Below are 24,387 nucleotides of genomic sequence, written 5' to 3' on the forward strand. Positions count from 1 at the left end.
ATCACTCCTTGGGTTCGGCAGAACGGGAACGAGCTTCGGCGTGGGTTTTATTGTTCGAACGGGCAAAGGCCCGCCGGTAGGATCGCCGGGTGACATCGTTGCAGGCTGCAGATAACGCGGAGGTGATTGGGGAATTACAATTTCGTTAGGTGGATTTGGTTGGTGTTCGACTATTCAGCTTGGGGCAGATTTCTATTTCCCCACTGGTGATCGGTATTCGCTTTGGCAAATTCAGCGTGTGGGTTTTCAGAGTGATTTTGCCTTCGCGTGCGGCTGCCAAGTCTCTGAGGCCATCCATCAGTTCCGAAAAAATTTCGCGTTTCATTGTTCGTCCTCGTCTCGATTGAGCTCTTGAGCAGGCAAACAACATAGTGGTATTGCCCCTGGGCTGGCTGTAGGACGAAACGGATATGCTGGCGAGAGCTTTCGATAAAGAAGAGAAGAAGCTTCGCAATTGACGTGACCGAACAATCCGCAGCACTATCCAGCCATGACTGCCCAACACCGAATGATCATGATGTGCTCCTCTATGACCGCTTCCGGCGGGCCATAAGGTCATGCATGTCTGGTCAATGACGTGTTACCCAAAGCCCCGCCAGAAATGGACGGGGCTTTTTCATGCCCGTCCGCACATGGCTCAAGGAGAGAGAAATGTTCGAAATGAAAAGAGCCGACCCGGACGATGCCGGGATAGCGTTCGAGATTCGGCGACTGGCGATCCGGCATCAATGCATCGGTGCCTACAGCGAGCAGCAAATGCTCGACTGGACAAAGGGCTCGGCGGCAGACGGTTATGACACGCTCATGCAAAAGCATTTCTATCTGGGTTGCGTTGAGGGTGAGCCCGTGGCAACCGGCATGCTCGATCTGGAGCACCGCGAAATCGGCGCAATCTTCATCCATCCGGATTTCATGCAGCGCGGTCTGGGTAAGCGTGTGCTGCACTTTCTGGAAGCGCTGGCACAGGATCTGGGACTGGCAGAGGTTTGTCTGGATGCGACGTTGAATGCCGCTGATTTTTATCGGCGTTGCGGTTACGTCGGGGAGGGGAGTGCGATCTACCAATCGCCTTCAGGTCTGCAACTGGCTTGCGTGCCAATGGTGAAAAAACTCAAGACGGTCTAGACGCAAAAACGGCACCCGAAGGTGCCGTTTCTGTTTGTAGCCAACTATCGCTGAGCGATCAGCCCGCCAGGCCCGATTGCTGAACCAGGGTCAGCAACGGTTGTGGGTACAAGCCGAGGAAGAACGCCAGGACGGCAATCGCCAGCAGCATCACGCCGCCTGCTTTCTGTTCCCAGTGCAGTTGGGCGTCGTGGCGGCGCAGGTTCGGTTCGATCAGGTACAGGGTGACCATCACGCGTAGGTAGTAGAACACGCCGATGGCGCTGCCCAGTACCAGCGAACCTACCAGCCACCATTGGTGCGACTCGACACCGGTGGCGATGATGTAGAACTTGCCAATGAAGCCTGCAGTCAGCGGGATACCGGCCAGGGACAGCATCATCACGGTCAGGACGGCGGTCAGGTACGGACGGCGCCAGAACAGGCCGCGGTACTCGTACAGGGCGTCTGCGTCACGGCCGTTGTACGGCGAGGACATCAGGGTGATCACGCCGAAGGCGCCGAGGCTGGTGATCACGTAGGTGACCAGGTACACGCCGATGGCTTCCACCGCCAGACCCTTGCTCGCCACCAGTGCGATCAGCAGGTAGCCGAAGTGCGCGATGGACGAGTAACCGAGCAGACGCTTGAGGTTGCTCTGGGTCAGGGCCAGCAGGTTACCGAACAGGATCGAGGCGATGGCGATGATGGTCAGCACGTTGCTCAGCACGCCACTGCTTGCGGCAGGGGAGATCTGGAACAGACGAACCATGACCGCGAACACAGCCACTTTCGAAGCGGTGGCGAGGAACGCGGCCACCGGTGCCGGAGCACCTTCGTACACGTCCGGCGTCCACAGGTGGAACGGTACCAGCGACAGCTTGAACGCCAGACCGATCAGCATCATGCCCAGGCCCAGTTGCGCCAGCGAGCTTGGCAGGCCGGTCGCGGCCAGGGCCTGACCGATGCCGACGAAGCTCAGCGAACCCGAATCTGCGTACAGCAGCGCCATACCGAACAGCAGGAACGCGGAACCGGCGGCCGACAGCACCATGTACTTGATGCCGGCTTCCAGCGAACGCTTGTTGAAGAAGGCGTAGGCCACCAGACCGTAGACCGGCACCGACAGCAGTTCCAGACCGATGAACAAGCCGGCCAGGTGCTGCGCGCTGACCAGAACCAGGCCACCGGCGGCGGCCATCAGGATCAGCAGGTACAGTTCTTCACGGTTGCCCGGGTAACCCGAACCGCCATCGCCGAGGTAGGCGTGGGCGAGGGTGACGCAAGCGAGGGTGGCGACCAGGATCAGCGCCATGTACAGGCAGGCAAAGGTGTCGATCTGCAGCAATGGGGTCACGGCCAGAGGCGCGACTTTCAGGGCCGGCAGGATCGACAGCAAGGCCAGGTTCAGACCTGCCACCGAAATCAGGAAGGTCTGCGAGTGGTTGCGGCGCCAGGCGATTGCCAGCATCACCACGATAATGGTGAGGCTGGTGATCAACAGTGGCGCAAGCGCAATAAAGTGTTGAATCGTGAATTCCATAGCGCTCTTACCGGGCCGAAGCGAGTTGAGTGAAGGCGGTGCCGAGCCACTGCTGCACGCCATGCATCGTGGCGGCGGAAGTGTCGAGGAACGGTTGCGGGTAGACGCCGAGGTAAATCAGCAGTACCGCAAGGCCCAGCACCATGATCAGTTCGCGACCGTCCATGCCGTGCAGGATCGAATCCGATTTCGACGGACCGAAGTAAGCGCGGTGGATCATGATCAGCGAGTAGACCGAACCGAACACCAGACCGGAAGTGGCAATCGCGGTGATCCATGGCGCACTGGCGAACGTACCGATCAGGATCAGGAACTCGCCGACGAAGTTACCGGTGCCCGGCAGACCCAGAGAGGCGGCTGCGAAGAACAGGCTGATCGCCGGCAGGTAAGCGATACGCGACCACAGACCGCCCATCTCACGCATGTCACGCGTGTGCAGACGCTCGTACAGCTGACCGCTGAGGATAAACAATGCAGCGGCCGACAGACCGTGGGCCAGCATCTGGATCACGGCACCTTGCAGCGCCAGTTGGCTGCCGGAGTAGATGCCGATCAGTACGAAGCCCATGTGGGAAACGGACGAGAAGGCGATCAGACGCTTGATGTCGGTTTGCGCGAAAGCGAGGAACGCACCGTAGAAGATCCCGATCAGACCGAGGGTCATGGCGATCGGCGCGAATTCGGCCGAGGCGTTCGGGAACAGCGGCAGGGCGAAACGCAGCAGACCGTAGGCCGCGGTTTTCAGCAAGATACCGGCGAGGTCGACGGAACCTGCAGTCGGCGCCTGGGCGTGAGCGTCAGGCAGCCAGGAGTGGAACGGAACCACTGGCAGCTTGACCGCGAAGGCGATGAAGAAGCCGAGCATCAGAATGTACTCGGTGGTCATCGACATCTTGGTCTTCAACAGATCGGCGTAGTTGAAGGTGATCACGCCGGTGCTGTTGTAGTTGACCAGGACCAGACCGAGGATCGCCACCAGCATGATCAGGCCGGAAGCCTGAGTGAAGATGAAGAACTTGGTCGCGGCGTAGATCCGGGTTTTCTTGCCGTCCGAAGAACTGTGACCCCAGAGCGCGATGAGGAAGTACATCGGCACCAGCATCATTTCCCAGAAGAAGAAGAACATGAACAGGTCGAGGGCGAGGAACACGCCGACAACGCCGCCCAGAATCCACATCAGGTTCAGGTGGAAGAAGCCAACGTGACGTTGAATCTCTTTCCACGAGCAGAGTACCGACAGGATACCCAGCAGACCGGTCAGCAGGATCATCAGCAGCGACAGGCCGTCGAGGGCCAGGTGCACGTTGATGCCGAAGCGCTGGATCCAGACGTGCTTGAACTCAAGCGTCCAGGTCGGATCGGCGCCAGGCGCCGGTGCAAATGAATAGTCACCGTGGGCCCACAGCCAGAGGCCGAGGGCGAGTTCCAGGGTCATGGTCAACAGCGCAATCCAGCGGGGGAGGGTGGCGCCGAAGCGCTCACCCAGCCAGCACAGCAGGCCGCCGATGAAGGGGATCAGGATTAGCCAAGGCAGAATCATGACGGGCTCGTTTCCTTTCGCAAATTCGCAAGGTTCATATCAGACCGCTACCAGCACGACAGCGCCGATGACCAACACGGCACCAGCAGCCATCGAGGCGGCGTACCAACGCAGTTGACCGGTTTCAGTACGGCTCAGGGCAGTGTGACCACCCTTGGCCATGCGCGGGATCAGACCGATGGTCTGGTCGAGCGGGTCTTTGCGCAGTACATGGCTGATCGCAAGGTACGGCTTGACGAACAGTTTGTCGTAGATCCAGTCGAAGCCCCAGGCAGCGAACCACCAGGCCGAAAGGAGACGGCCGATGCCGCTGTTGGCGATCGCGGTCACGAAGCGACGCTTGCCGAGGAACAGCAGGGCTGCCAGCAGGATACCGGCCAGGGCGATGGCGCCCGAGGCGATTTCCAGACTGTGCTTGGCTTCGCCACCGGCATGGCCAACGCTCTCTGGCAGTACGCCGTGCAGCGGTGGAACGATCATGGCGCCGACGAAGGTCGACAGCACGATCAGCACCGACAGCGGCAGCCAGTGAGCGATGCCGTGACCGGCGTGGGCTTCGGTCTTGGCTTCACCGTGGAACGCGATGAAGATCAGGCGGAAGGTGTACAGCGACGTCATGAATGCGCCGACCAGACCTGCGTACAGCAGACCGTGGTTGCCGCTGGCGAACGCTTCCCAGAGGATTTCGTCCTTGGAGTAGAAACCTGCGGTCACCAGTGGCAGGGCGGCCAGGGCGGCACCACCGACGATGAAGCTGGCGTAGGCCAGCGGCAGTTTCTTCCACAGGCCGCCCATCTTGAAGATGTTCTGCTCGTGGTGGCAGGCAACGATCACCGCACCGGAAGCAAGGAACAGCAGGGCCTTGAAGAAGGCGTGGGTCATCAGGTGGAAGATCGCACCTTCCCAGGCACCCACGCCCAGCGCCAGGAACATGTAGCCGATCTGGCTCATGGTCGAGTAGGCGAGGATACGTTTGATGTCGGTTTGCACCAGCGCGGCGAAACCGGCCAGTACCAGGGTCACACCGCCCACGATGCCGACCAGGTGCAGAATGTCCGGCGCCAGGGCGAACAGGCCGTGGGTACGGGCGATCAGGTAGACACCGGCAGTCACCATGGTTGCGGCGTGGATCAGTGCCGAAACCGGGGTAGGGCCGGCCATCGCGTCCGCCAGCCAGGTTTGCAGCGGCAGTTGCGCCGATTTACCGACCGCACCACCCAGCAGCATCAGGGTTGCCAGCACGATCCAGAAATCGCCGACCTTGAAGTGCTCAGGCGCCTTCACCAGCAGTTCCTGGACGTTCAGCGTGCCCAGTTGCTGGAACAGGATGAACAGGCCGATCGCCATGAACACGTCGCCGATACGGGTGACGATGAAGGCTTTGAGTGCGGCGTTACCGTTGTTGCGGTTGCTGTAGTAGAAACCGATCAACAGGTACGAGCACAGGCCCACGCCTTCCCAACCGAAGTAGATGAACAGCAGGTTATCGCCCAGGATCAGGAACAGCATGCTGGCGATAAACAGGTTGGTGTACGAGAAGAAGCGCGAGTAACCGTCTTCGCCACGCATGTACCACGATGCAAACAGGTGGATCAGGAAGCCGACACCGACGACCACACCGAGCATGGTCACGGACAGACCATCCAGGTACAGCGCGAAGTTCGGCTGGAAGCCTTCCACCGACATCCAGCGCCACAGCACCTGGGTGTAGACGCCACCTTCCGGTGGCGCGACGTTGAATTGCCAGATCACGTAGGCCGCGACGATGGCAGACAGGCCGATGGAGCCGACACCGATCAGCGCCGACAGGTTTTCCGAGAAGCGGCCGCGGGAGAACGACAGCAACAGGAACCCGATCAGAGGGAATACGAAAGTCAGAAAGAGTAGGTTCATCCGCGCATCTCACTGGCAGCGTCGATATCGAGCGTGTGGAAGCGGCGATACAGTTGCAGCAGGATCGCCAGGCCAATACTGGCTTCGGCGGCTGCAAGGCTGATCACCAGGATGAACATGATCTGTCCATCCGGTTGCGCCCAGCGGGCGCCCGCAACGATGAAGGCCAGTGCAGAGGCGTTCATCATCACTTCCAGACTCATCAACACGAACAAAATGTTGCGGCGGACCATCAGGCCGACCAGACCAAGGCAGAACAGGATGCCGGCAACTGCCAGACCATGTTCGAGAGGGATAGCAGGCATGTCTTACTCCTTCGCCTCGTTACGGCCCAAATGGAACGCCGTGACGGCTGCAGCGAGCAGCAGCATCGAGGCGAGTTCGACCACCAGCAGATACGGACCGAACAGGCTGATGCCCACGGCTTTTGCATCGACGGTGGTGTGGCCGATGGCCTGACCGCTCTGGTGAGCGAACAGCACATACAGCAGTTCGGCCAGCAGCAGGGCGGCGAGAATCACCGGCCCCGCCCAGATCCCGGGCTTGAGCCAGGTGCGTTCCTGCTGAACCGAGGCCGGGCCCAGGTTCAGCATCATCACCACGAACACGAACAGCACCATGATGGCGCCAGCGTAAGCGATCACTTCCAGCACGCCGGCGAACGGCGCGCCGAGTGCGAAGAAGGTCATGGCCACGGCGATCAGCGAAATGATCAGGTAGAGCAGGGCGTGCACAGGATTGGTGTTGGTGACCACACGCAGTGTGGACACAACAGCGATACCCGATGCGAAATAGAAAGCGAATTCCATCGTTCTTCCTTAAGGCAGCAAGCTCTTCACGTTGATCGGCTCGGCTTCGTTTTGTGCGGCGCCTTTCGGCTTGCCCGCAACGGCCATACCTGCAACACGATAGAAGTTGTAATCAGGGTTTTTGCCGGGGCCGGAGATCAAAAGATCTTCTTTCTCGTACACCAGGTCCTGACGTTTGAACTCGGCCATCTCGAAATCCGGAGTCAGCTGGATCGCGGTGGTCGGGCAGGCTTCCTCGCAGAGACCGCAGAAAATGCAGCGCGAGAAGTTGATACGGAAGAAGTCCGGGTACCAGCGACCGTCTTCGGTTTCAGCTTTCTGCAGCGAGATGCAACCCACCGGGCACGCCACGGCGCACAGGTTGCAGGCTACGCAGCGTTCTTCGCCGTCGGGGTCGCGGGTCAGGACGATGCGACCACGGTAGCGTGGTGGCAGGTAGACCGGCTCTTCCGGGTATTGCAGGGTGTCGCGCTTGCGAAAGCCATGGCCGAAGACCATGACCAGGCTGCGCAACTGGGTACCGGTACCCTTAACGATGTCGCCAATATATTTGAACATGGGTCAAATCCTCACTGAACCGCAACCGCAGGTGTGTTCCACAACACAACCGCAGCGGTTATCAGCAAATTGATCAGGGTCAGTGGCAGGCAGAATTTCCAGCTGAAATCCATCACCTGGTCATAACGCGGACGCGGGATGGAAGCGCGCAGCAGGATGAACAGCATGATGAAGAACGCGGTCTTCAGTGCGAACCAGACGAAGGACAGTTGCGGCAGGATGCCGAACGGACCGTGCCAGCCACCGAAGAACAGGGTGACCAGCAGCGCCGAGATCAGGATGATGCCGATGTATTCACCGACGAAGAACATGCCCCATTTCATACCGGCGTATTCAATGTGGTAACCGTCGGCCAGTTCCTGTTCCGCTTCCGGCTGGTCGAACGGGTGACGGTGAGTCACGGCCACGCCAGCGATGAAGAAGGTACAGAAGCCGAAGAACTGCGGAATGATGAACCACAGGTTCTGCGCCTGGTACTCGACGATGTCGCGCATGTTGAACGAGCCGACCTGCACCACGATGCCCATCAGGGCCAGGCCCATGAACACTTCGTAGGACACGGTCTGCGCCGAGGCACGCAAGCTGCCCAGAAGGGCGAACTTGTTGTTACTCGACCAGCCGGCGAACAGCACCGCGTAAACCGACAGACCGGCCATGGCGAAGAAGAACAGCAGGCCGATGTTCAGATCCGCCACGCCCCAGGTCGGGGTGATCGGGATGATCGCGAACGCGATCAGCAGGGCGGACATGGCCACCACCGGTGCCAGGGTGAAGATCACCTTGTCGGCAAACGGCGGAGTCCAGTCTTCCTTGAAGAACATCTTCAGCATGTCGGCTGCGATCTGGAACATGCCGAACGGGCCAACGCGGTTCGGACCGTAACGGTCCTGCCACCAGCCCAGCAGGCGACGCTCGACAAAGCTGAGCAGCGCGCCTGCGACCACCACGGCCAGCAGGATCACGATGGCCTTGATGACCGTCAGGATCACATCGATCACTTCAGGGGTGAACCAGCTCATTGCGCTGCCTCCTGCAGACCATCAACGGTTTGGCCGAAAATCGCCGGCGGAATGCCTGCCAGACCGGCCGGCAGTGCAACCAGGCCAGCGCCCAGCTCTTCATTGATGCGCAGCGGCAGACGCAGGGTCTGGCCGGCAACATTGAGGCTCAGCAGTGCGCCGTCGTTGACGCCCAGGCGGTCCGCTTCGGACTTGGCCAGCGACACGTAAGCAGCCGGAATGCGTTCCTGAACCGGTGCGGCTTTGGACGAGTTCTCGTCACTGCCGAACAGGTGATAGAACGGCACGGCTTGCCAGGTGCCCTGGGCCGGGTTGAACGCGCGCGGAACACTGGCGAACCAGTTCAGCGAATCACCGCTGCTTTCGATCAGGCGGGTGCCCGGATCGCCAGCGCGCAGGTGACCACCGACTTCGTCCTGGAACTTGTTCCAGGCTTGCGGCGAGTTCCAGCCCGGCGACCAGGCGAACGGCACTTGCTGACGCGGTTCGGCGGATCCCGAGTAACCTTCCATCGAGAAGGCGAACGCGGTGTCCTTGTCTTGCGGGGTGCGTGGTTCGTGAACGCTGATGTCGGCGCGCATCGCAGTGCGACCGGAGTAACGCAGCGGCTCACGGGCCAGTTTCAGACCCTTGATGCGGAACGAGGCGGACGGCGCGGCATCGACGATACGGGCCAGTTGCGGGGTGCTCGAAGCAACGGCAGCGGTCACGTGGTCGAGTTGCGTCCAGTCGATCGGCTGGTTCAGCAGGGTGGCGCGCAGGGCGTGCAGCCAGCGCCAGCCTTCGTGGACCAGAATGCTCGCGTCCATGTATTGCGGGTCGAAAACCTGGAAGAAGCGCTGGGCGCGACCTTCCTGGCTGACCAGCGTGCCGTCGCCTTCAGCGAAGCTGGCGGCTGGCAGAACCAGATGCGCGCGGTCGCTGGTGGCGGTCTTCTGATGGTCGGCAACGATCACTACTTGCGCAGCGTTCAGTGCCGCATCGACCTTGGCCTTGGCGGTACGGGTGTACAGATCGTTTTCCAGCACGACGATGGCGTCGGCCTTGCCGTCAATCACGGCTTGCAGCGCAGCATCGACCGACTCGCCACCGAGCATGGCCAGGCCGAGGCTGTTGGCTTCCGGCACGATCAGGCTGATCGAACCGTTCTTCTCGCGCAGCTTCAGAGCCTTGGCGATGTTCGCAGCGGCTTCGATCAAGGCTTTGGAGCCCAGCGAAGTACCGGCGATGATCAGCGGACGCTTGGCCGCGAGCAGAGCATCGGCGATGCGCTTGGCCAGTTCCAGGGCTTCGGCGTCCAGACCTTCAACGGCAGGGGCGCTGGCGTCCAGGGCGTGAGCCACGGCGAAACCGATGCGCGCCAGATCGTCAGGAGCGGCGTGTACACACTCTTCGGCGATATCGTCGAGCTTGGTTTCAGCCAGGCTGGCGATGAACAGCGGGTTCAGCTCGTGCTGGCCGATGTTCTTCACCGCAGCGTCGAGCCAAGGCTGAACGCGCATGGCTTCGGCCATGTCTTCGGCCTTGCCTTTGACCGACTGACGCAGGGCCAGGGCCATGCGGGCGGCGGTCTGGGTCAGGTCTTCCCCGAGGACGAACACGGCGTCGTGGTCTTCGATGTCACGCATGTTCGGCACGGGCAGCGGGCTGTCTTTCAGCACTTGCAGGACCAGACGGATGCGTTCCAGCTCGGAGGCTTCGATACCGGAGTAGAAGTGCTCGGCACCGACCAGCTCACGCAACGCGTAGTTGCTTTCCAGGCTGGCACGCGGCGAACCGATACCGACGATGTTGCGGCCGCGCAGCAGGTCGGCGGCTTTGTCCAGCGCAGCATCCAGGCCAAGCTTGGTGCCATCGGCCAGCAGCGGCTGACGTGGGCGGTCGGTGCGGTTGACGTAGCCATAACCGAAACGGCCACGGTCGCACAGGAAGTACTGGTTCACCGAACCGTTGTAACGGTTTTCGATGCGACGCAGTTCGCCGTAACGCTCGCCCGGGGAGATGTTGCAACCGCTCGAGCAGCCATGGCAGATGCTCGGCGAGAACTGCATGTCCCACTTGCGGTTGTAGCGCTCGGAGTGAGTCTTGTCGGTGAACACACCGGTCGGGCAGACCTCGGTGAGGTTGCCGGAGAACTCGCTTTCGAGGGTGCCGTCTTCAACGCGACCGAAGTACACGTTGTCGTGGGCGCCGAATACACCGAGGTCGGTGCCGCCGGCGTAATCCTTGTAGAAACGCACGCAGCGGTAGCAGGCGATGCAGCGGTTCATCTCGTGGGAAATGAACGGGCCCAGTTGCTGGTTCTGGTGGGTGCGTTTGGTGAAGCGATAACGGCGCTCGTTGTGGCCGGTCATCACGGTCATGTCTTGCAGGTGGCAGTGACCGCCTTCCTCGCACACAGGGCAGTCGTGCGGGTGGTTGGTCATCAGCCATTCGACGACACTGGCGCGGAACGCCTTGGATTCTTCATCGTCGATGGAGATCCAGGTGTTGTCGGTGGCAGGCGTCATGCAGGACATGACGATGCGACCACGGGTGTCGTTCTCGTCGGTGTACTGCTTGACCGCGCACTGGCGGCAGGCCCCGACGCTACCAAGCGCGGGGTGCCAGCAGAAATAAGGGATGTCGAGGCCCAGCGACAGACATGCCTGTAACAGGTTGTCTGCCCCGTCGACTTCGAGCGCTTTGCCGTCTACGTGGATAGTGGCCATGGTTCAAAGGTCTTCGTTGGCCCGGTGTCAGCGGGCGTGGCTAATGGAATCTTGTTATCCGTCCGAATCCAGTCAGCCCCGAAAGGCGTCATCGGACGAAAGGCGAAGGGCACGGACCCTTCGCCTTTTTAAGCATTTACGCGCCGACTGTGATCGGCTTCGCCAGAGGCGGGACGGTGGCGCTTGCGGGCGCGATACCGGCTTCGAACTCTGGACGGAAGTATTTGATGGCACTGCCCAACGGCTCCACGGCACCCGGTGCGTGAGCACAGAAGGTCTTGCCTGGGCCGAGGAAGTTGACCAGACCCAGCAGGGTCTCGATGTCACCTGGCTGGCCGCGGCCTTGTTCGATGGCCATCAGCAGCTTGACGCTCCATGGCAGGCCATCACGGCAAGGGGTGCAGAAACCGCAGGATTCGCGAGCGAAGAACTGCTCCATGTTGCGCAGCAGGGACACCATGTTGACGCTGTCGTCCACCGCCATGGCCAGGCCGGTACCCATACGGGTGCCCACCTTGGCGATGCCGCCGGCGTACATTTGTGCGTCGAGGTGTTCCGGCAACAGGAAACCGGTACCGGCGCCGCCTGGCTGCCAGGCCTTGAGCTTGTAACCGTCGCGCATGCCGCCGGCGTAGTCTTCGAACAGTTCGCGACCGGTCACGCCGAATGGCAGTTCCCACAGACCGGGGTTCTTGACCTTGCCGGAGAAGCCCATGAGCTTGGTGCCCATGTCTTCACTGCCGTCGCGGGCCAACGATTTGTACCAGTCCACGCCGTCGGCGATGATCGCCGGCACGTTGCACAGGGTTTCAACGTTGTTCACGCAGGTCGGCTTGCCCCACACGCCAACGGCGGCAGGGAAGGGCGGCTTGGAGCGCGGGTTGGCGCGGCGGCCTTCGAGGGAGTTGATCAGTGCGGTTTCTTCACCGCAGATGTAACGCCCGGCGCCGGTGTGGACGAACAGCTCGAAATCGAAGCCGCTGCCCAGGATGTTCTTGCCCAACAGGCCCGCTGCCTTGGCTTCTTCCACGGCACGGTTCAGGTGCTTGGCGGCGGTGGTGTACTCGCCACGCAGGAAGATGTAGCCACGGTAGGTTTTCAGCGCGCGGGCGCTGATCAGCATGCCTTCGATCAGCAGATGGGGCAGTTGCTCCATCAGCATGCGGTCTTTCCAGGTGTTCGGCTCCATTTCATCCGCGTTGCACAGCAGGTAGCGGATGTTGATGGATTCGTCCTTGGGCATCAGGCCCCACTTCACGCCAGTGGGGAAGCCTGCACCGCCGCGACCCTTGAGGCCGGCGTCTTTCACGGTCTGGACGATGGCGTCCTGATCCATGTCGGCGAAGGCCTTGCGCGCAGCGGCGTAACCGTTCTTGGCCTGGTACTCGTCGAGCCAGACGGCTTCGCCGTCGTCACGCAGTCGCCAGGTCAGCGGGTGAGTCTCGGCCGAACGCTGGATGCGGTTGGCAGGACCGAAAGAAGTCAGGGTCATACGTAGCCCTCGAGCAGTTTGGCGACGCCGGCAGGCTGGACATCGCCAAAGGTGTCGTCATCGATCATCAGCGCCGGTGCCTTGTCGCAGTTGCCGAGGCAGCAGACCGGCAGCAGGGTGAAACGACCGTCGGCAGTGGTCTGACCCAGGCCGATACCCAGGTTGTTCTGGATTTCGCTGACCACCGACTCGTGGCCGCCGATGTAGCAGACCATGCTGTCGCAGACGCGAATGATGTGACGGCCGACCGGCTGACGGAAGATCTGGCTGTAGAACGTGGCCACGCCTTCAACGTCGCTGGCCGGGATGCCGAGGATCTCGCCGATGGCGTACAGAGCGCCGTCCGGCACCCAGCCGCGTTCCTTCTGAACGATCTTCAAGGCTTCGATCGACGCCGCGCGCGGATCTTCGTAGTGATGCAGCTCGTGCTCGATGGCCGAGCGCTCGGTTTCACTCAAGGTGAAACGGTCTGTCTGGATAAGCGTGCTGTTCATGCTTAGCGGTCCACGTCGGCCATAACGAAATCGATACTACCCAGGTACGCAATCAGGTCCGCGACCATGCTGCCTTTGATCACCGAAGGGATCTGTTGCAGATGCGGGAAGCTCGGAGTACGGATCCGGGTACGGTAGCTCATGGTGCCGCCGTCGCTCGTCAGGTAATAACTGTTGATGCCCTTGGTCGCTTCGATCATCTGGAAGGATTCGTTGGCCGGCATGACCGGGCCCCACGAAACCTGCAGGAAGTGCGTGATCAGGGTTTCGATGTGCTGCAGCGTGCGCTCTTTCGGCGGCGGCGTGGTCAGCGGGTGATCCGCCTTGTACGGGCCTTCCGGCATGTTGCGCAGGCACTGGTCGATGATCTTGACGCTCTGGCGCATCTCTTCGACGCGAACCATGCAGCGGTCGTAGGCATCGCCGTTGGCAGCCAGCGGTACTTCGAACTCGAAGTTCTCGTAACCGGAATATGGGCGCGCTTTACGCAGGTCGAAATCGCAACCGGTGGAACGCAGGCCGGCACCGGTGACGCCCCATTCCAGGGCCTCTTTGGTGTTGTACTGGGCAACGCCGATGGTACGACCCTTGAGGATGCTGTTCTGCAGGGCGGCCTTGGTGTATTCGTCGAGGCGCTTCGGCAGCCATTCAACGAAGTCCTTCACCAGTTTTTCCCAGCCGCGCGGCAGGTCGTGAGCGACGCCGCCGATGCGGTACCAGGCCGGGTGCAGACGGAAACCGGTGATGGCTTCGATCACCGTGTAAGCCTTCTGGCGGTCGGTGAAGGTGAAGAACACCGGGGTCATGGCGCCAACGTCCTGGATGTAGGTACCCAGGAACAGCAGGTGGCTGGTGATCCGGAAGAACTCGGCCATCATGATGCGGATGACGTCGACCTTCTCGGGTACCTTGATGCCGGCCAGCTTCTCGACCGAGAGCACGTACGGCAGGTTGTTCATCACGCCGCCGAGGTAGTCGATACGGTCGGTGTACGGAATAAAGCTGTGCCAGGACTGACGCTCGGCCATCTTCTCGGCGCCACGGTGGTGGTAACCGATGTCCGGAACGCAATCGACGATCTCTTCACCGTCCAGTTGCAGGATGATGCGGAACGCACCGTGAGCCGAAGGGTGGTTCGGGCCCAGGTTGAGGAACATGTAGTCCTCGTTCGGGCCGGAGCGCTTCATGCCCCAGTCTTCAGGGCGGAAGCGCGCGGCTTCTTCCTCGAGTTGTTGCTTGGCCAGGTTCAGGCTGAACGGATCGAACTCGGTGGCGCGCGCCGGGAAGTCCTTGCGCAGCGGGTGACCTTCCCAGGTCGGCGGCATCATGATGCGCGACAGGTGCGGGTGACCTTTGAAGTCGATGCCGAACATGTCCCAGACTTCACGCTCGTACCAGTTGGCGTTCGGCCAGATGCTGGTGACGGTCGGCAAGCTGAGGTCGCTCTCGGACAAGGCGACCTTGATCATCACGTCACTATTACGTTCCAGCGACATGAGGTGATAGAACACGGTGAAATCGGCACCGCTCGGCAGCCCTTGACGCTTGGTGCGCAGACGCTCGTCCACGCCGTGCAGGTCATAGAGCATGACGTACGGCTTGGGCAGGTTGCGCAGGAAGGTCAGGACTTCGACGAGTTTGGCGCGAGCCACCCACAGCACCGGCATGCCGGTGCGGGTCGGCTGAGCGGTGAACGCTTCGGCGCCAAAACGGTTGTTCAGTTCGACGACCACATCCTGGTCGTCTGCCTTATAAGGCGGGATGTACAGAGCACTGCCTGTAGTCATGGTTATTTTTTCGCTTTCGGTCAACGTAAAGAATGAAGCCAGCTTCTCGTTTCTTTGAAACAGACTGGATCAGACTTCGTCAGGGCTGCGCAGGTTGGTGACTGCGATTCGCTGTTCGCGGCGCTGTTCCTTCTGCGAAGGCATGTCGGCGCGATAAACGCCTTGATCGCCAACGACCCAGGACAGTGGGCGACGCTCCTGGCCAATGGATTCCTGCAACAGCATCAAGCCTTGCAGAAATGCTTCTGGACGGGGCGGGCAGCCAGGTACGTAGACGTCAACGGGCAGGAACTTGTCCACCCCCTGAACCACGGAGTAGATGTCGTACATGCCGCCGGAGTTGGCGCACGAACCCATCGAGATCACCCACTTGGGCTCGAGCATCTGCTCGTACAGGCGCTGAATGATCGGCGCCATCTTGATGAAGCAGGTCCCGGCGATAACCATGAAGTCGGCCTGACGCGGTGATGCCCGGATAACTTCGGCGCCGAAGCGCGCGATGTCGTGGGGCGCCGTGAAGGCGGTGGTCATTTCCACGTAGCAGCAGGACAGACCGAAGTTGTACGGCCACAGGGAGTTCTTACGTCCCCAGTTGACCGCGCCACTCAGCACGTCTTCCAGCTTGCCCATGAAAATGTTTTTGTGGACTTGATCCTCTAACGGATCGGAAACGGTTTCCCGCTGGCCGATCGGATACTGCTCGTTAGGAGCATCGGGGTCGATTCTGGTGAGATTGTATTGCATTGCCAAAGCCTCATTGTTTCAGCTTCGCCTGCCGCTTGCGACGAGCTTCCGGAGCCCAGTCAAGGGCGCCCACTCGGAACAGGTAGACAAGACCTGCCAACAGAATTGCTATGAAAACGAGAGCTTCGACGAATCCGGTCCAGCCGCTTTCGCGGACGGACACAGACCATGCAAAGAGAAAGAGGGCTTCGATATCGAAGATCACGAACAGCATCGCGACCAGATAGAATTTGGCTGAGAGCCGCAAGCGGGCGCCACCGGTAGGTAGCATGCCGGACTCGAACGGTTCGTTTTTGCTGCGGCCCCAGGCTTTTGACCCAAGGAGGCTGGAGACGCCGAGCATGAAGGCGCACAGGCCGACTACACCCAGAAGGAAAATGGCAAAGCCCCAGTTGTGGGCCATGAGTCCTGTCGCTTCGGGCATGCTGGAAATCCTTAACAGAGAGCAAAGGTCTCTGAGCTTGATAAAGAAATAAGGCAGTGACGATATGTCGCAGCAATCAATCGCGCTGATTTTATGGCTAAACACCCGGCAAGTAAAATTCCTATAGCGAAATTATTTATTGGAATAAGGACATAGCGCACCTCGAAGGGCCCGCAGCCCATGCGTTGCGGGCATTAGCCGGAATTTCAAGAATTATGTTTTGTGGGAAATGTAACGAACATAGTTGTCGCTAAATGATAATTGATATCGTTTGCAGTGGTTTCGTAACTGTTTAACGGGTCACTAGTTGGGAAGTTGTCTTATATGCGCGTTACTGCAAGTAGCGGCGGCGCCCGTTTTAGCCGATTTTTGCGATGCGGATACCGTTCTGGATCAATGTTTTGCCTGACAGGCTGTGCCAAATCCTGAGGTGCCCGGAAAACCGCAGGCAAAAAAACGCCCCGAACCAGTCAGGGCGTCAGTTTTTTCGGCAATGCGGTTAGCTTTCTATACGGTCCGCAAAGGCCGTTCGCTCAGGCGAAGTCGATCAGTGGAACTGTTCTTCTTCGGTCGAGCCGGTCAGCGCGGTCACCGAGGACGTGCCGCCCTGGATTACGGTGGTCATGTCGTCGAAGTAGCCAGTGCCCACTTCCTGCTGGTGAGCCACGAAGGTGTAACCCTTGGCGGCGTCAGCGAATTCCTGCTCTTGCAGCTTCACGTAGGCAGTCATGTCGTTGCGGGCGTAGTCGTGCGCCAGGTTGAACATGCTGTGCCACATGTTGTGAATGCCGGCCAGGGTGATGAACTGGTGCTTGTAACCCATGGCGGACAGTTCGCGCTGGAACTTGGCGATGGTCGCGTCGTCCAGGTTTTTCTTCCAGTTGAAGGAAGGCGAGCAGTTGTACGACAGGATCTGGTCCGGGTATTCCTTTTTGATCGCTTCAGCGAAACGACGGGCTTCTTCCAGATCCGGCTTGGCGGTTTCGCACCAGATCAGGTCGGCGTACGGCGCGTAGGCCAGGCCACGGGCGATTGCCTGGTCCAGACCTGCACGAACCTTGTAGAAACCTTCCTGGGTACGGGTGCCAGTCACGAATGGCTGGTCGTACGGATCGCAGTCGGAAGTCAGCAGGTCGGCAGCGTTGGCGTCGGTACGGGCCAGGATGATGGTCGGTACACCGGCAACGTCGGCAGCCAGACGAGCTGCGGTCAGCTTCTGTACGGCTTCCTGGGTTGGAACCAGAACCTTGCCGCCCATGTGGCCGCATTTCTTCACGGAAGCCAGTTGGTCTTCGAAGTGAACGCCGGCGGCGCCTGCCTCGATCATGCTCTTCATCAGCTCGTAGGCGTTCAGGACGCCGCCGAAACCGGCTTCGGCGTCAGCCACGATTGGCGCGAAGTAGTCGATGTAGCCTTCGTCGCCCGGGTTCTTGCCGGCTTTCCACTGGATCTGGTCGGCGCGACGGAACGAGTTGTTGATGCGCTTGACCACGGTTGGAACCGAGTCCACCGGGTACAGCGACTGGTCCGGGTACATCGATTCGGCGGAGTTGTTGTCCGCCGCGACTTGCCAGCCCGACAGATAGATCGCCTGGATACCGGCTTTAACCTGCTGCACAGCCTGGCCGCCGGTCAGGGCGCCCATGCAGTTGACGAAATCTTTCTCTGGGCGGAAGGACGGCTTGGCACCCTGGGTGACCAGGTTCCACAGCTTCTCGGCGCCCATTTTTGCAAAGGTGTGCTCTGGTTGAACCGAGCCACGCAGACGGACGACGTCAGCAGCGGAGTAATTGCGAGTCACGCCTTTCCAGCGCGGGTTTTCAGCCCAGTCTTTTTCAAGGGCTGCAATTTGCTGTTCGCGTGTCAGTGCCATGGAGATAAACCTCGTCGCGTCTTTATGAAAAGTTGTTCTGCGGTGGAAAATTCCTTGCGCTCGCTGACCAGAAGCTTAGGTGGTCAGGTCGGGTTCGGCGGGGCAGGCGACGGGATGAACGATGAGCTCGAGGGGAGGTGAGCAGGTAAAGGCGAACTGGTGGGCGCATTCGGGCGTCGTGGGCCTTTATACGAACGACAGTGTAAAGCCGGGTTACCTAATTACGCTTCCGTCCCTCGGGACAACTTCGTTCCAGTCGGCAACCTCGTCAAACACGCCTTGTGGGCGGTACAGACACGAAACGGCTCGCGGGGATGGTTGCGAGCAGCGCTTCGAAGGCCCTTGCCAGGCCTCTGATTAGCGGGAGCGAGGCCATCATGCCTTCGCTTTTTTGGCTCGTCAAACGTTTTGTAGTGCTTTTTTTAAAGCACTACATCTTTCGTCTAATACGACTAATCAGTCAGTTTTTGGTGCTTTAGTCCAGCGTGTCGACTTTCACCCGCAACGTCATGTCATCCCGGCCTTGAGTAGAGTAGCTGCGGGCCAGGCTCTGTTTGTCGGCCTGGGTCTGGCGATTCACGCCGGCGAGGGTGATCCATTCGCCCAGGCGTCCGGTGACGGTTGTGTCGGTGCTTTGCACGTTCACTACATCGGGACGTTCCTGGCTCATGCGGTCACGGTTGGTACTGATGGCCAGGTGAACGGTTTCGCCGGTGACGCTGGCGGTGACGTAAAAGCCCTGGGTGACGTTGCGATATTGCGTCTGGCTGCTGTAATCGCCGTAGGAGTTGGTCTGGCTGCTGGTGATCGGCACGCTCTGGCCGACCTGGATCAGTGCCGGTGCACCTTCGCTGGCCTGGATCTGCTGAATGCCGCCGTCACGGCTGGCGGTGCTGCGGCTGATGATCCGGGTCTGCGCGCCGTTGACCGAATAGCCTTCATCGCCACGACCGTTGTTTTCGTTGGTGTCGACCGTGATCAGCAGGCGCTTGGGCGCGGTGTCGAGTTGCGAGAGCAGGTCCTTGAGTTCTTGAATCTTGCCGGGCTCGGCCTTGACGATCAGTTGGTTGCCATAGGCGCTGACCTGGCCGTCCTTGCCGATGAAGTCCTGAGCCACCGGCAGCATGTCGGCACTGGTGTGGTACTTGAGGGGCACGATTTCTGTGGCTGCCATCACCGAAAAACTGCAGCCGAGCAGCAGGGTGGTGAGCAGGGTGCGTAGGGACATGTCCGTTATCTCCGCTTTCGAAAGGCTTGATATTGCCAGTTTGTCGGCCCGGGGTGGGGCAAGTTGAATCGTAGACAGCAAAACGCCCCGGCATCGTGAGATGCAGGGGCGTTTTAGGTGTTGATCGTTCCCACGCTCTGCGTGGTAATGCAGCCAGTGACGCTCTGCGTCACATGCCGCAAGGGACGCGGAGCGTCCCGAGATGCATCCCCACGCGGAGCGTGGGAACGATCGGTGCCTGGGTCTTAAGCCGAATGACGAACCATGTCGACATGCGGAATCCCGGCTTCGAGGAATTCCTCGCTGATCAGGTTGAAACCCAGACGCTCATAGAACGCTGTGGCCTGAACCTGGGCGCTGAGCATCTGCTGCTTCAGTCCGCGCTCCTCTGCTTCGGCGATGACCGCTTGCATCAGCGCATCGCCGACCTTCAGGCCGCGCCAGTCCTTGAGCACCGAAACCCGGCCAACATGCCCGTCGGGCAAAAGGCGGGCAGTGCCGATCGGAAAGTCGCCTTCGAAAGCCAGAAAATGCACCGCCGTGGCGTCATCGGCGTCCCACTCAAGCTCGGGTGGAACCGATTGTTCGGCAATGAACACCGTTTCGCGAATGCGGCGGATCTCGGCGTTGTCCTTTTGCCAGTCTGCAACACGTACGCGAATCTTATTCATCGTCGGCGAACCCCAGGCTTCCCTGTTTGACCAGTTCGCACAGCAGGCCGCGACCGTCTTCGTCGCTCAGCCAGTCACCGAGGTTGTCGGTGTGCAGAGCGTCGGCGGAGCAGATCAGCTTCAGCAGTTCGCGCAGCTTGCCCGGCAGGTAACGGCTCTGGCCGCTGGCGAACAGCAGCAGGTCGTCATCGACGTCCGACCACGCCAGGCGCGCGCTCGGGTTGCGGATCAGGATGGCGCCGTCTTCGAGCGCGCCGAGCAAGTCTTCTTCCTCGACCTCTTCCGGGCCGACCACCAGCTCTGGATAACGCGGCTCGGTCATGTACTGGCCGAACCAGGTCAGCAGCAGGCGCTCATCGCTCATGTGCTCGGCGAGCAGCGCTTTCAGGCGGCCGAGTGCATCGTGCTGGATCTGATGTGGATCATCGCTGACCGGTTTTGCATCGGCGTCGGTGTAGCGCTCTTCGTCAGTCAGGAACTGGCTGAGGAAGTCGGTGAAGTGGGTCAGCACTTCAGCGGCGCTCGGTGCGCGGAAACCGACCGAGTAGGTCATGCAGTCATCGACGGCAACGCCGCAGTGGGCCAGGCGTGGTGGCAGGTAGAGCATGTCGCCCGGTTCGAGCACCCACTCTTCGGTCTCGTGGAATTCGGCGAGGATGCGCAGGTCCGCGTGTTGCAGCAGCGGGCTTTCGGAGTCGCACATCTGGCCGATTTTCCAGTTGCGCTTGCCGTGGCCTTGCAGCAGGAACACGTCGTAGTTGTCGAAGTGCGGGCCGACGCTGCCACCCGGGGCGGCGAAGCTGATCATTACGTCGTCGACGCGCCAGCTCGGCAGGAAGCGGAAATTTTCCAGCAGCTCGCTGACTTCCGGCACGAACTGGTCGACCGCCTGTACCAGCAGGGTCCACTCGCGCTCCGGCAGTTTGCTGAATTCGTCTTCGGCGAACGGGCCGCGACGCAGTTCCCATGGACGCTCGCCGTGCTCGATCACCAGGCGCGATTCGACTTCTTCTTCCAGGGCCAGGCCGGCGAGTTCGTCGGCGTCGATCGGGCTTTCAAAATCAGGAAACGCCTGGCGGATCAGCAGTGGCTTTTTCTGCCAGTAATCGCGCATGAACTCGCGCGCCGTAAGACCACCCAGAAGTTGAAGAGGAATATCGGGATTCATATGTAACCTATTGAAAAAAAGCATTTTTCAGACGGGAATAAAAACGCCCGGCGCGGCCGGGCGTCTCAAACGGGTCAAGCAGTCGATCAGATGCGTTTGGCTTGCGCTACAGCGTTGCCGATGTAGTTGGCCGGGGTCAGTTGCTTGAGCTCGGCTTTCGCAGCGGCCGGCATGTCCAGGCCATCGATGAAAGTCTGCAGCGCTTCAGGGCTGATGCCCTTGCCGCGGGTCAGTTCTTTCAGCTTCTCGTACGGGTTTTCGATGTTGTAGCGGCGCATCACGGTCTGGATCGGCTCGGCCAGGACTTCCCAGCAAGCGTCCAGATCGGCAGCGATCTTGTCAGCGTTCAGCTCGAGCTTGCTGATGCCTTTGAGGCTCGCTTCGTACGCGATCACGCTGTGGGCGAAGCCGACACCGAGGTTGCGCAGAACGGTGGAGTCGGTCAGGTCGCGCTGCCAGCGGGAGATCGGCAGTTTGCTCGCCAGGTGCTGGAACAGTGCGTTGGCGATGCCCAGGTTGCCTTCGGAGTTTTCGAAGTCGATCGGGTTGACCTTGTGCGGCATGGTCGACGAACCGATTTCGCCGGCGATGGTGCGCTGCTTGAAGTAACCCAGGGAGATGTAGCCCCAGATGTCACGGTCAAAGTCGATCAGGATGGTGTTGAAGCGCGCAATGGCGTCGAACAGCTCGGCGATGTAGTCGTGCGGCTCGATCTGCGTGGTGTACGGGTTGAAGCCCAGGCCCAGCTCGTCTTCGATGAAGGCGCGGGCGTTGGCTTCCCAGTCGATCTGTGGGTAGGCCGACAGGTGAGCGTTGTAGTTGCCGACAGCGCCGTTGATCTTGCCCAGCAGCGGAACGGCAGCGACCTGAGCGATCTGACGCTCGAGGCGGTAAACCACGTTCGCCAGCTCTTTGCCCAGGGTAGTCGGCGAAGCCGGCTGACCGTGGGTGCGCGACAGCATCGGCACGTCGGCGAAGCGGATGGCCAGTTCGCGGATGGCGTTGGCGGTCTGGCGCATCAGCGGCAGCATCACGTCATCACGACCTTCGCGCAGCATCAGGGCGTGGGACAGGTTGTTGATGTCCTCGCTGGTGCAGGCGAAGTGGATGAATTCGCTGACCTTGGCCAGCTCCGGCAGCTTGGCCGCCTGCTCCTTGAGCAGGTATTCGATCGCTTTGACGTCGTGGTTGGTGGTGCGCTCGATCTCTTTCACGCGCTCGGCGTGCTCCAGCGAGAAGTTTTCGGCCAGTTCATTCAGAACGGCGTTGGCTTCGGCGGAGAAGGCTGGCACTTCCGGGATGCCGGCGTGAGCGGCCAGGCGCTGGAGCCAGCGCACTTCAACCAGAACGCGGGCACGGATCAGACCGTACTCGCTGAAAATTGGGCGCAGGGCCTGGGTTTTGCCGGCGTAGCGGCCGTCAACAGGGGAAACCGCAGTGAGCGAAGAGAGCTGCATGGGGTGTTCTCGGACAGTCGGGCAACGAAATGGGGCGCGTATCATACATGAAAAAATCCGCCGGTCCGTCGCCAACTGACCGGCGTATTACGCGTTACAGACTACAAAGCTTTTATTGCGCGGCGATTTACTCGCTGCGCATCAACGGATACAGCTCTTTGAGCAATTTGCGTCGGCTGACGACCAGCTGCCAGCGGTGACCGCCGAGCTGGCGCCACAGGCGTGCCGAGCGAATGCCGGCGAGCAGCAGGGCGCGGATCTTCGAGGCGTTGCTCGGCTGTTGCAGATTGCGCATGTCGCCATGCACCTGAATGCGCTGGCGCAGCGTGCTCAGGGTGTCCTGGTACAGCGCACCGCAGGCCGCGATCACGTTTTCGTGGGCTGGGCCGAAATGCTCGACCTGTGACTGGATCTGCGGCAAACGCTTGCCAATCACGTCGAGCATGTCGTTGCGCTTGGCCAGTTGCCGCTCAAGGCCGAGCATTGACAGGGCGTAGCGCAACGGTTCGCGCTGCAAGGTGCTCGGGTCGCGTTCGAGGGCGCCGATCAACGCGCGGTAACCCTCGCGCAGGTTGATGTCGTCGCCGCCGTAAACATCCAGGGTGTCTTTCGGGTCGCGAACCAGCAGGCTGCCGAGCATGCAGCTCAGGCCGGCCTCGTTGGTCTGGCCGGTCTTGGCGATGCGGTCGACCAGCACGGCGGCGAGAAACACGCCGCCCAGAGCGGTCAATTGCTCCTGAGTCGGGCTCATGCCTGGCTGCTCCACGGCTCGGCGACTTCGATCACGCCGCCACCGAGGCAGATTTCACCGTCATAGAACACCACTGACTGGCCCGGCGTGACCGCGCGTTGCGGCTCGTCGAACACGGCACGATAGCCGGTCGCGGTTTTTTCCAGGGTGCAGGCCTGATCGCTCTGGCGATAACGAACCTTGGCGGTCAGGCGCAATGGCTGGCTCAGATCGATCGGGTTGACCCAATAGATTTCCGAAGCGAGCAGGGCGCTGGAGAACAGCCACGGATGGTTGTTTCCCTGGCCGACGATCAGCTCGTTGGTGTCCAGGTCCTTGCGCAGCACGTACCACGGCTCGTCGCCGGCGTCTTTCAAACCGCCGATGCCCAGGCCCTGACGCTGGCCGATGGTGTGGTACATCAAGCCGTGGTGGCGGCCGATGACTTCGCCTTCGGTGGTCTTGATCTCGCCCGGTTGTGCCGGCAGGTATTGCTTGAGGAAATCGCTGAAGCGACGCTCGCCGATGAAGCAGATCCCGGTGGAATCCTTCTTCTTGGCGGTTGCCAGCTCGTATTTCTCGGCAATTGCGCGGACTTCCGGCTTTTCCAGCTCGCCGACCGGGAACAGGGTCTTGGCGATCTGTTCGCCGCCGACGGCGTGCAGGAAGTAGCTCTGATCCTTGTTCGGATCCAGGCCCTTGAGCAGTTCGGTGCGGCCATCGATGTCGCGGCGGCGCACGTAGTGACCGGTAGCGATCAGGTCGGCGCCGAGCATCATGGCGTAGTCGAGGAACGCCTTGAACTTGATCTCGCGGTTGCACAGGATGTCCGGGTTCGGCGTGCGGCCGGCCTTGTATTCGGCCAGGAAGTGCTCGAACACATTGTCCCAGTACTCGGCGGCGAAGTTGGCGGTGTGCAGCTTGATACCGATCTTGTCGCACACGGCCTGGGCATCCGCCAGGTCGTCCATGGCGGTGCAGTATTCCGTTCCGTCGTCTTCTTCCCAGTTCTTCATGAACAGGCCTTCCACTTCATAGCCCTGCTCGATCAGCAGGAGAGCGGAAACGGAAGAGTCCACGCCGCCGGACATGCCGACAATGACGCGCTTCTTGGATGTGTCAGAAGGGGCTGGATCACGCAT

At 60.6% G+C, this 24,387-nt stretch carries 22 protein-coding genes; 1 reads left to right on the forward strand and 21 read right to left on the reverse strand.

What is annotated here, in order from left to right:
- Window positions 1–145: 145 nt before the first annotated feature.
- Entirely contained in the window at window positions 146–325 is a 180-nt protein-coding gene (locus tag AC07Y2_RS14725; protein WP_134333884.1) for a hypothetical protein, read from the reverse strand.
- Between the two features lie 326 nt (window positions 326–651).
- Between AC07Y2_RS14725 and AC07Y2_RS14730 the strand changes: the two genes are divergently transcribed.
- Complete coding sequence (locus AC07Y2_RS14730) at window positions 652–1,125, forward strand: GNAT family N-acetyltransferase (RefSeq protein WP_103386163.1); 474 nt, start codon at window positions 652–654, stop codon at window positions 1,123–1,125.
- A 58-nt stretch (window positions 1,126–1,183) separates the two neighbouring features.
- Here the strand turns inward: AC07Y2_RS14730 and nuoN are convergent, their stop codons facing one another.
- From nuoN to mnmA, 20 genes are all read right to left on the reverse strand, one after another.
- Window positions 1,184–2,647: an NADH-quinone oxidoreductase subunit NuoN gene (gene nuoN / locus AC07Y2_RS14735; protein ID WP_064597748.1), complete on the reverse strand. Its 1,464-nt coding sequence runs from the start codon at window positions 2,645–2,647 to the stop codon at window positions 1,184–1,186.
- A 7-nt stretch (window positions 2,648–2,654) separates the two neighbouring features.
- Complete coding sequence (gene nuoM, locus AC07Y2_RS14740) at window positions 2,655–4,187, reverse strand: NADH-quinone oxidoreductase subunit M (protein ID WP_039767431.1); 1,533 nt, start codon at window positions 4,185–4,187, stop codon at window positions 2,655–2,657.
- 39 nt (window positions 4,188–4,226) lie between these two features.
- Entirely contained in the window at window positions 4,227–6,080 is a 1,854-nt protein-coding gene (gene nuoL, locus AC07Y2_RS14745) for an NADH-quinone oxidoreductase subunit L (protein ID WP_039767429.1), read from the reverse strand.
- Complete coding sequence (gene nuoK / locus AC07Y2_RS14750) at window positions 6,077–6,385, reverse strand: NADH-quinone oxidoreductase subunit NuoK (RefSeq protein WP_003180046.1); 309 nt, start codon at window positions 6,383–6,385, stop codon at window positions 6,077–6,079. Before nuoK ends, nuoL begins: the two co-directional genes overlap by 4 nt.
- A 3-nt stretch (window positions 6,386–6,388) precedes the next feature.
- Window positions 6,389–6,889, reverse strand: a complete 501-nt coding sequence (gene nuoJ / locus AC07Y2_RS14755) for an NADH-quinone oxidoreductase subunit J (RefSeq protein ID WP_007951462.1) — start codon at window positions 6,887–6,889, stop codon at window positions 6,389–6,391.
- Window positions 6,890–6,898: 9 nt separating this feature from the next.
- Window positions 6,899–7,447, reverse strand: a complete 549-nt coding sequence (nuoI, locus tag AC07Y2_RS14760) for an NADH-quinone oxidoreductase subunit NuoI (RefSeq protein WP_007951461.1) — start codon at window positions 7,445–7,447, stop codon at window positions 6,899–6,901.
- A gap of 11 nt (window positions 7,448–7,458) precedes the next feature.
- Window positions 7,459–8,466 (reverse strand): NADH-quinone oxidoreductase subunit NuoH, encoded by a 1,008-nt coding sequence (gene nuoH / locus AC07Y2_RS14765; RefSeq protein ID WP_039767427.1) that lies wholly within the window; start codon window positions 8,464–8,466, stop codon window positions 7,459–7,461.
- The gene (nuoG, locus tag AC07Y2_RS14770) at window positions 8,463–11,177 is read right to left on the reverse strand and encodes an NADH-quinone oxidoreductase subunit NuoG (protein ID WP_039767425.1); all 2,715 of its coding nucleotides are present in this window, start codon (window positions 11,175–11,177) and stop codon (window positions 8,463–8,465) included. The genes nuoH and nuoG overlap by 4 nt, the downstream gene beginning before the upstream one ends.
- Before the next feature lie 136 nt (window positions 11,178–11,313).
- Window positions 11,314–12,669, reverse strand: a complete 1,356-nt coding sequence (gene nuoF / locus AC07Y2_RS14775; protein WP_039767423.1) for an NADH-quinone oxidoreductase subunit NuoF — start codon at window positions 12,667–12,669, stop codon at window positions 11,314–11,316.
- Complete coding sequence (gene nuoE, locus AC07Y2_RS14780; RefSeq protein ID WP_003223804.1) at window positions 12,666–13,163, reverse strand: NADH-quinone oxidoreductase subunit NuoE; 498 nt, start codon at window positions 13,161–13,163, stop codon at window positions 12,666–12,668. Before nuoE ends, nuoF begins: the two co-directional genes overlap by 4 nt.
- A gap of 2 nt (window positions 13,164–13,165) precedes the next feature.
- Complete coding sequence (nuoC, locus tag AC07Y2_RS14785; RefSeq protein ID WP_103386162.1) at window positions 13,166–14,950, reverse strand: NADH-quinone oxidoreductase subunit C/D; 1,785 nt, start codon at window positions 14,948–14,950, stop codon at window positions 13,166–13,168.
- Between the two features lie 69 nt (window positions 14,951–15,019).
- Entirely contained in the window at window positions 15,020–15,694 is a 675-nt protein-coding gene (locus AC07Y2_RS14790; RefSeq protein WP_007951456.1) for a NuoB/complex I 20 kDa subunit family protein, read from the reverse strand.
- 10 nt (window positions 15,695–15,704) lie between these two features.
- On the reverse strand, window positions 15,705–16,118 hold the full coding sequence (locus AC07Y2_RS14795; RefSeq protein WP_003223812.1) for an NADH-quinone oxidoreductase subunit A: 414 nt from the start codon (window positions 16,116–16,118) through the stop codon (window positions 15,705–15,707).
- A 547-nt stretch (window positions 16,119–16,665) separates the two neighbouring features.
- Window positions 16,666–17,991 carry an isocitrate lyase gene (gene aceA / locus AC07Y2_RS14800; RefSeq protein ID WP_039767419.1) on the reverse strand — a complete coding sequence of 442 codons (1,326 nt, stop codon included), beginning with the start codon at window positions 17,989–17,991 and terminating at the stop codon, window positions 16,666–16,668.
- Window positions 17,992–18,466: 475 nt separating this feature from the next.
- Window positions 18,467–19,219: a secretin N-terminal domain-containing protein gene (locus AC07Y2_RS14805; protein ID WP_039767417.1), complete on the reverse strand. Its 753-nt coding sequence runs from the start codon at window positions 19,217–19,219 to the stop codon at window positions 18,467–18,469.
- A gap of 245 nt (window positions 19,220–19,464) precedes the next feature.
- Complete coding sequence (locus AC07Y2_RS14810; protein ID WP_085667535.1) at window positions 19,465–19,890, reverse strand: GNAT family N-acetyltransferase; 426 nt, start codon at window positions 19,888–19,890, stop codon at window positions 19,465–19,467.
- Window positions 19,883–21,058 (reverse strand): ribosomal protein uL16 3-hydroxylase, encoded by a 1,176-nt coding sequence (locus tag AC07Y2_RS14815; RefSeq protein ID WP_064380698.1) that lies wholly within the window; start codon window positions 21,056–21,058, stop codon window positions 19,883–19,885. Before AC07Y2_RS14815 ends, AC07Y2_RS14810 begins: the two co-directional genes overlap by 8 nt.
- An 86-nt stretch (window positions 21,059–21,144) precedes the next feature.
- Window positions 21,145–22,515 carry an adenylosuccinate lyase gene (gene purB, locus AC07Y2_RS14820; RefSeq protein ID WP_039767413.1) on the reverse strand — a complete coding sequence of 457 codons (1,371 nt, stop codon included), beginning with the start codon at window positions 22,513–22,515 and terminating at the stop codon, window positions 21,145–21,147.
- Between the two features lie 127 nt (window positions 22,516–22,642).
- Entirely contained in the window at window positions 22,643–23,266 is a 624-nt protein-coding gene (gene hflD / locus AC07Y2_RS14825) for a high frequency lysogenization protein HflD (protein WP_039767411.1), read from the reverse strand.
- A complete protein-coding gene (gene mnmA, locus AC07Y2_RS14830) occupies window positions 23,263–24,387 on the reverse strand; it encodes a tRNA 2-thiouridine(34) synthase MnmA (protein WP_103386161.1) in 1,125 nt (374 codons plus the stop codon). The genes hflD and mnmA overlap by 4 nt, the downstream gene beginning before the upstream one ends.

It is taken from the genome of Pseudomonas sp. GW456-12-1-14-TSB6 (genome assembly GCF_059424205.1).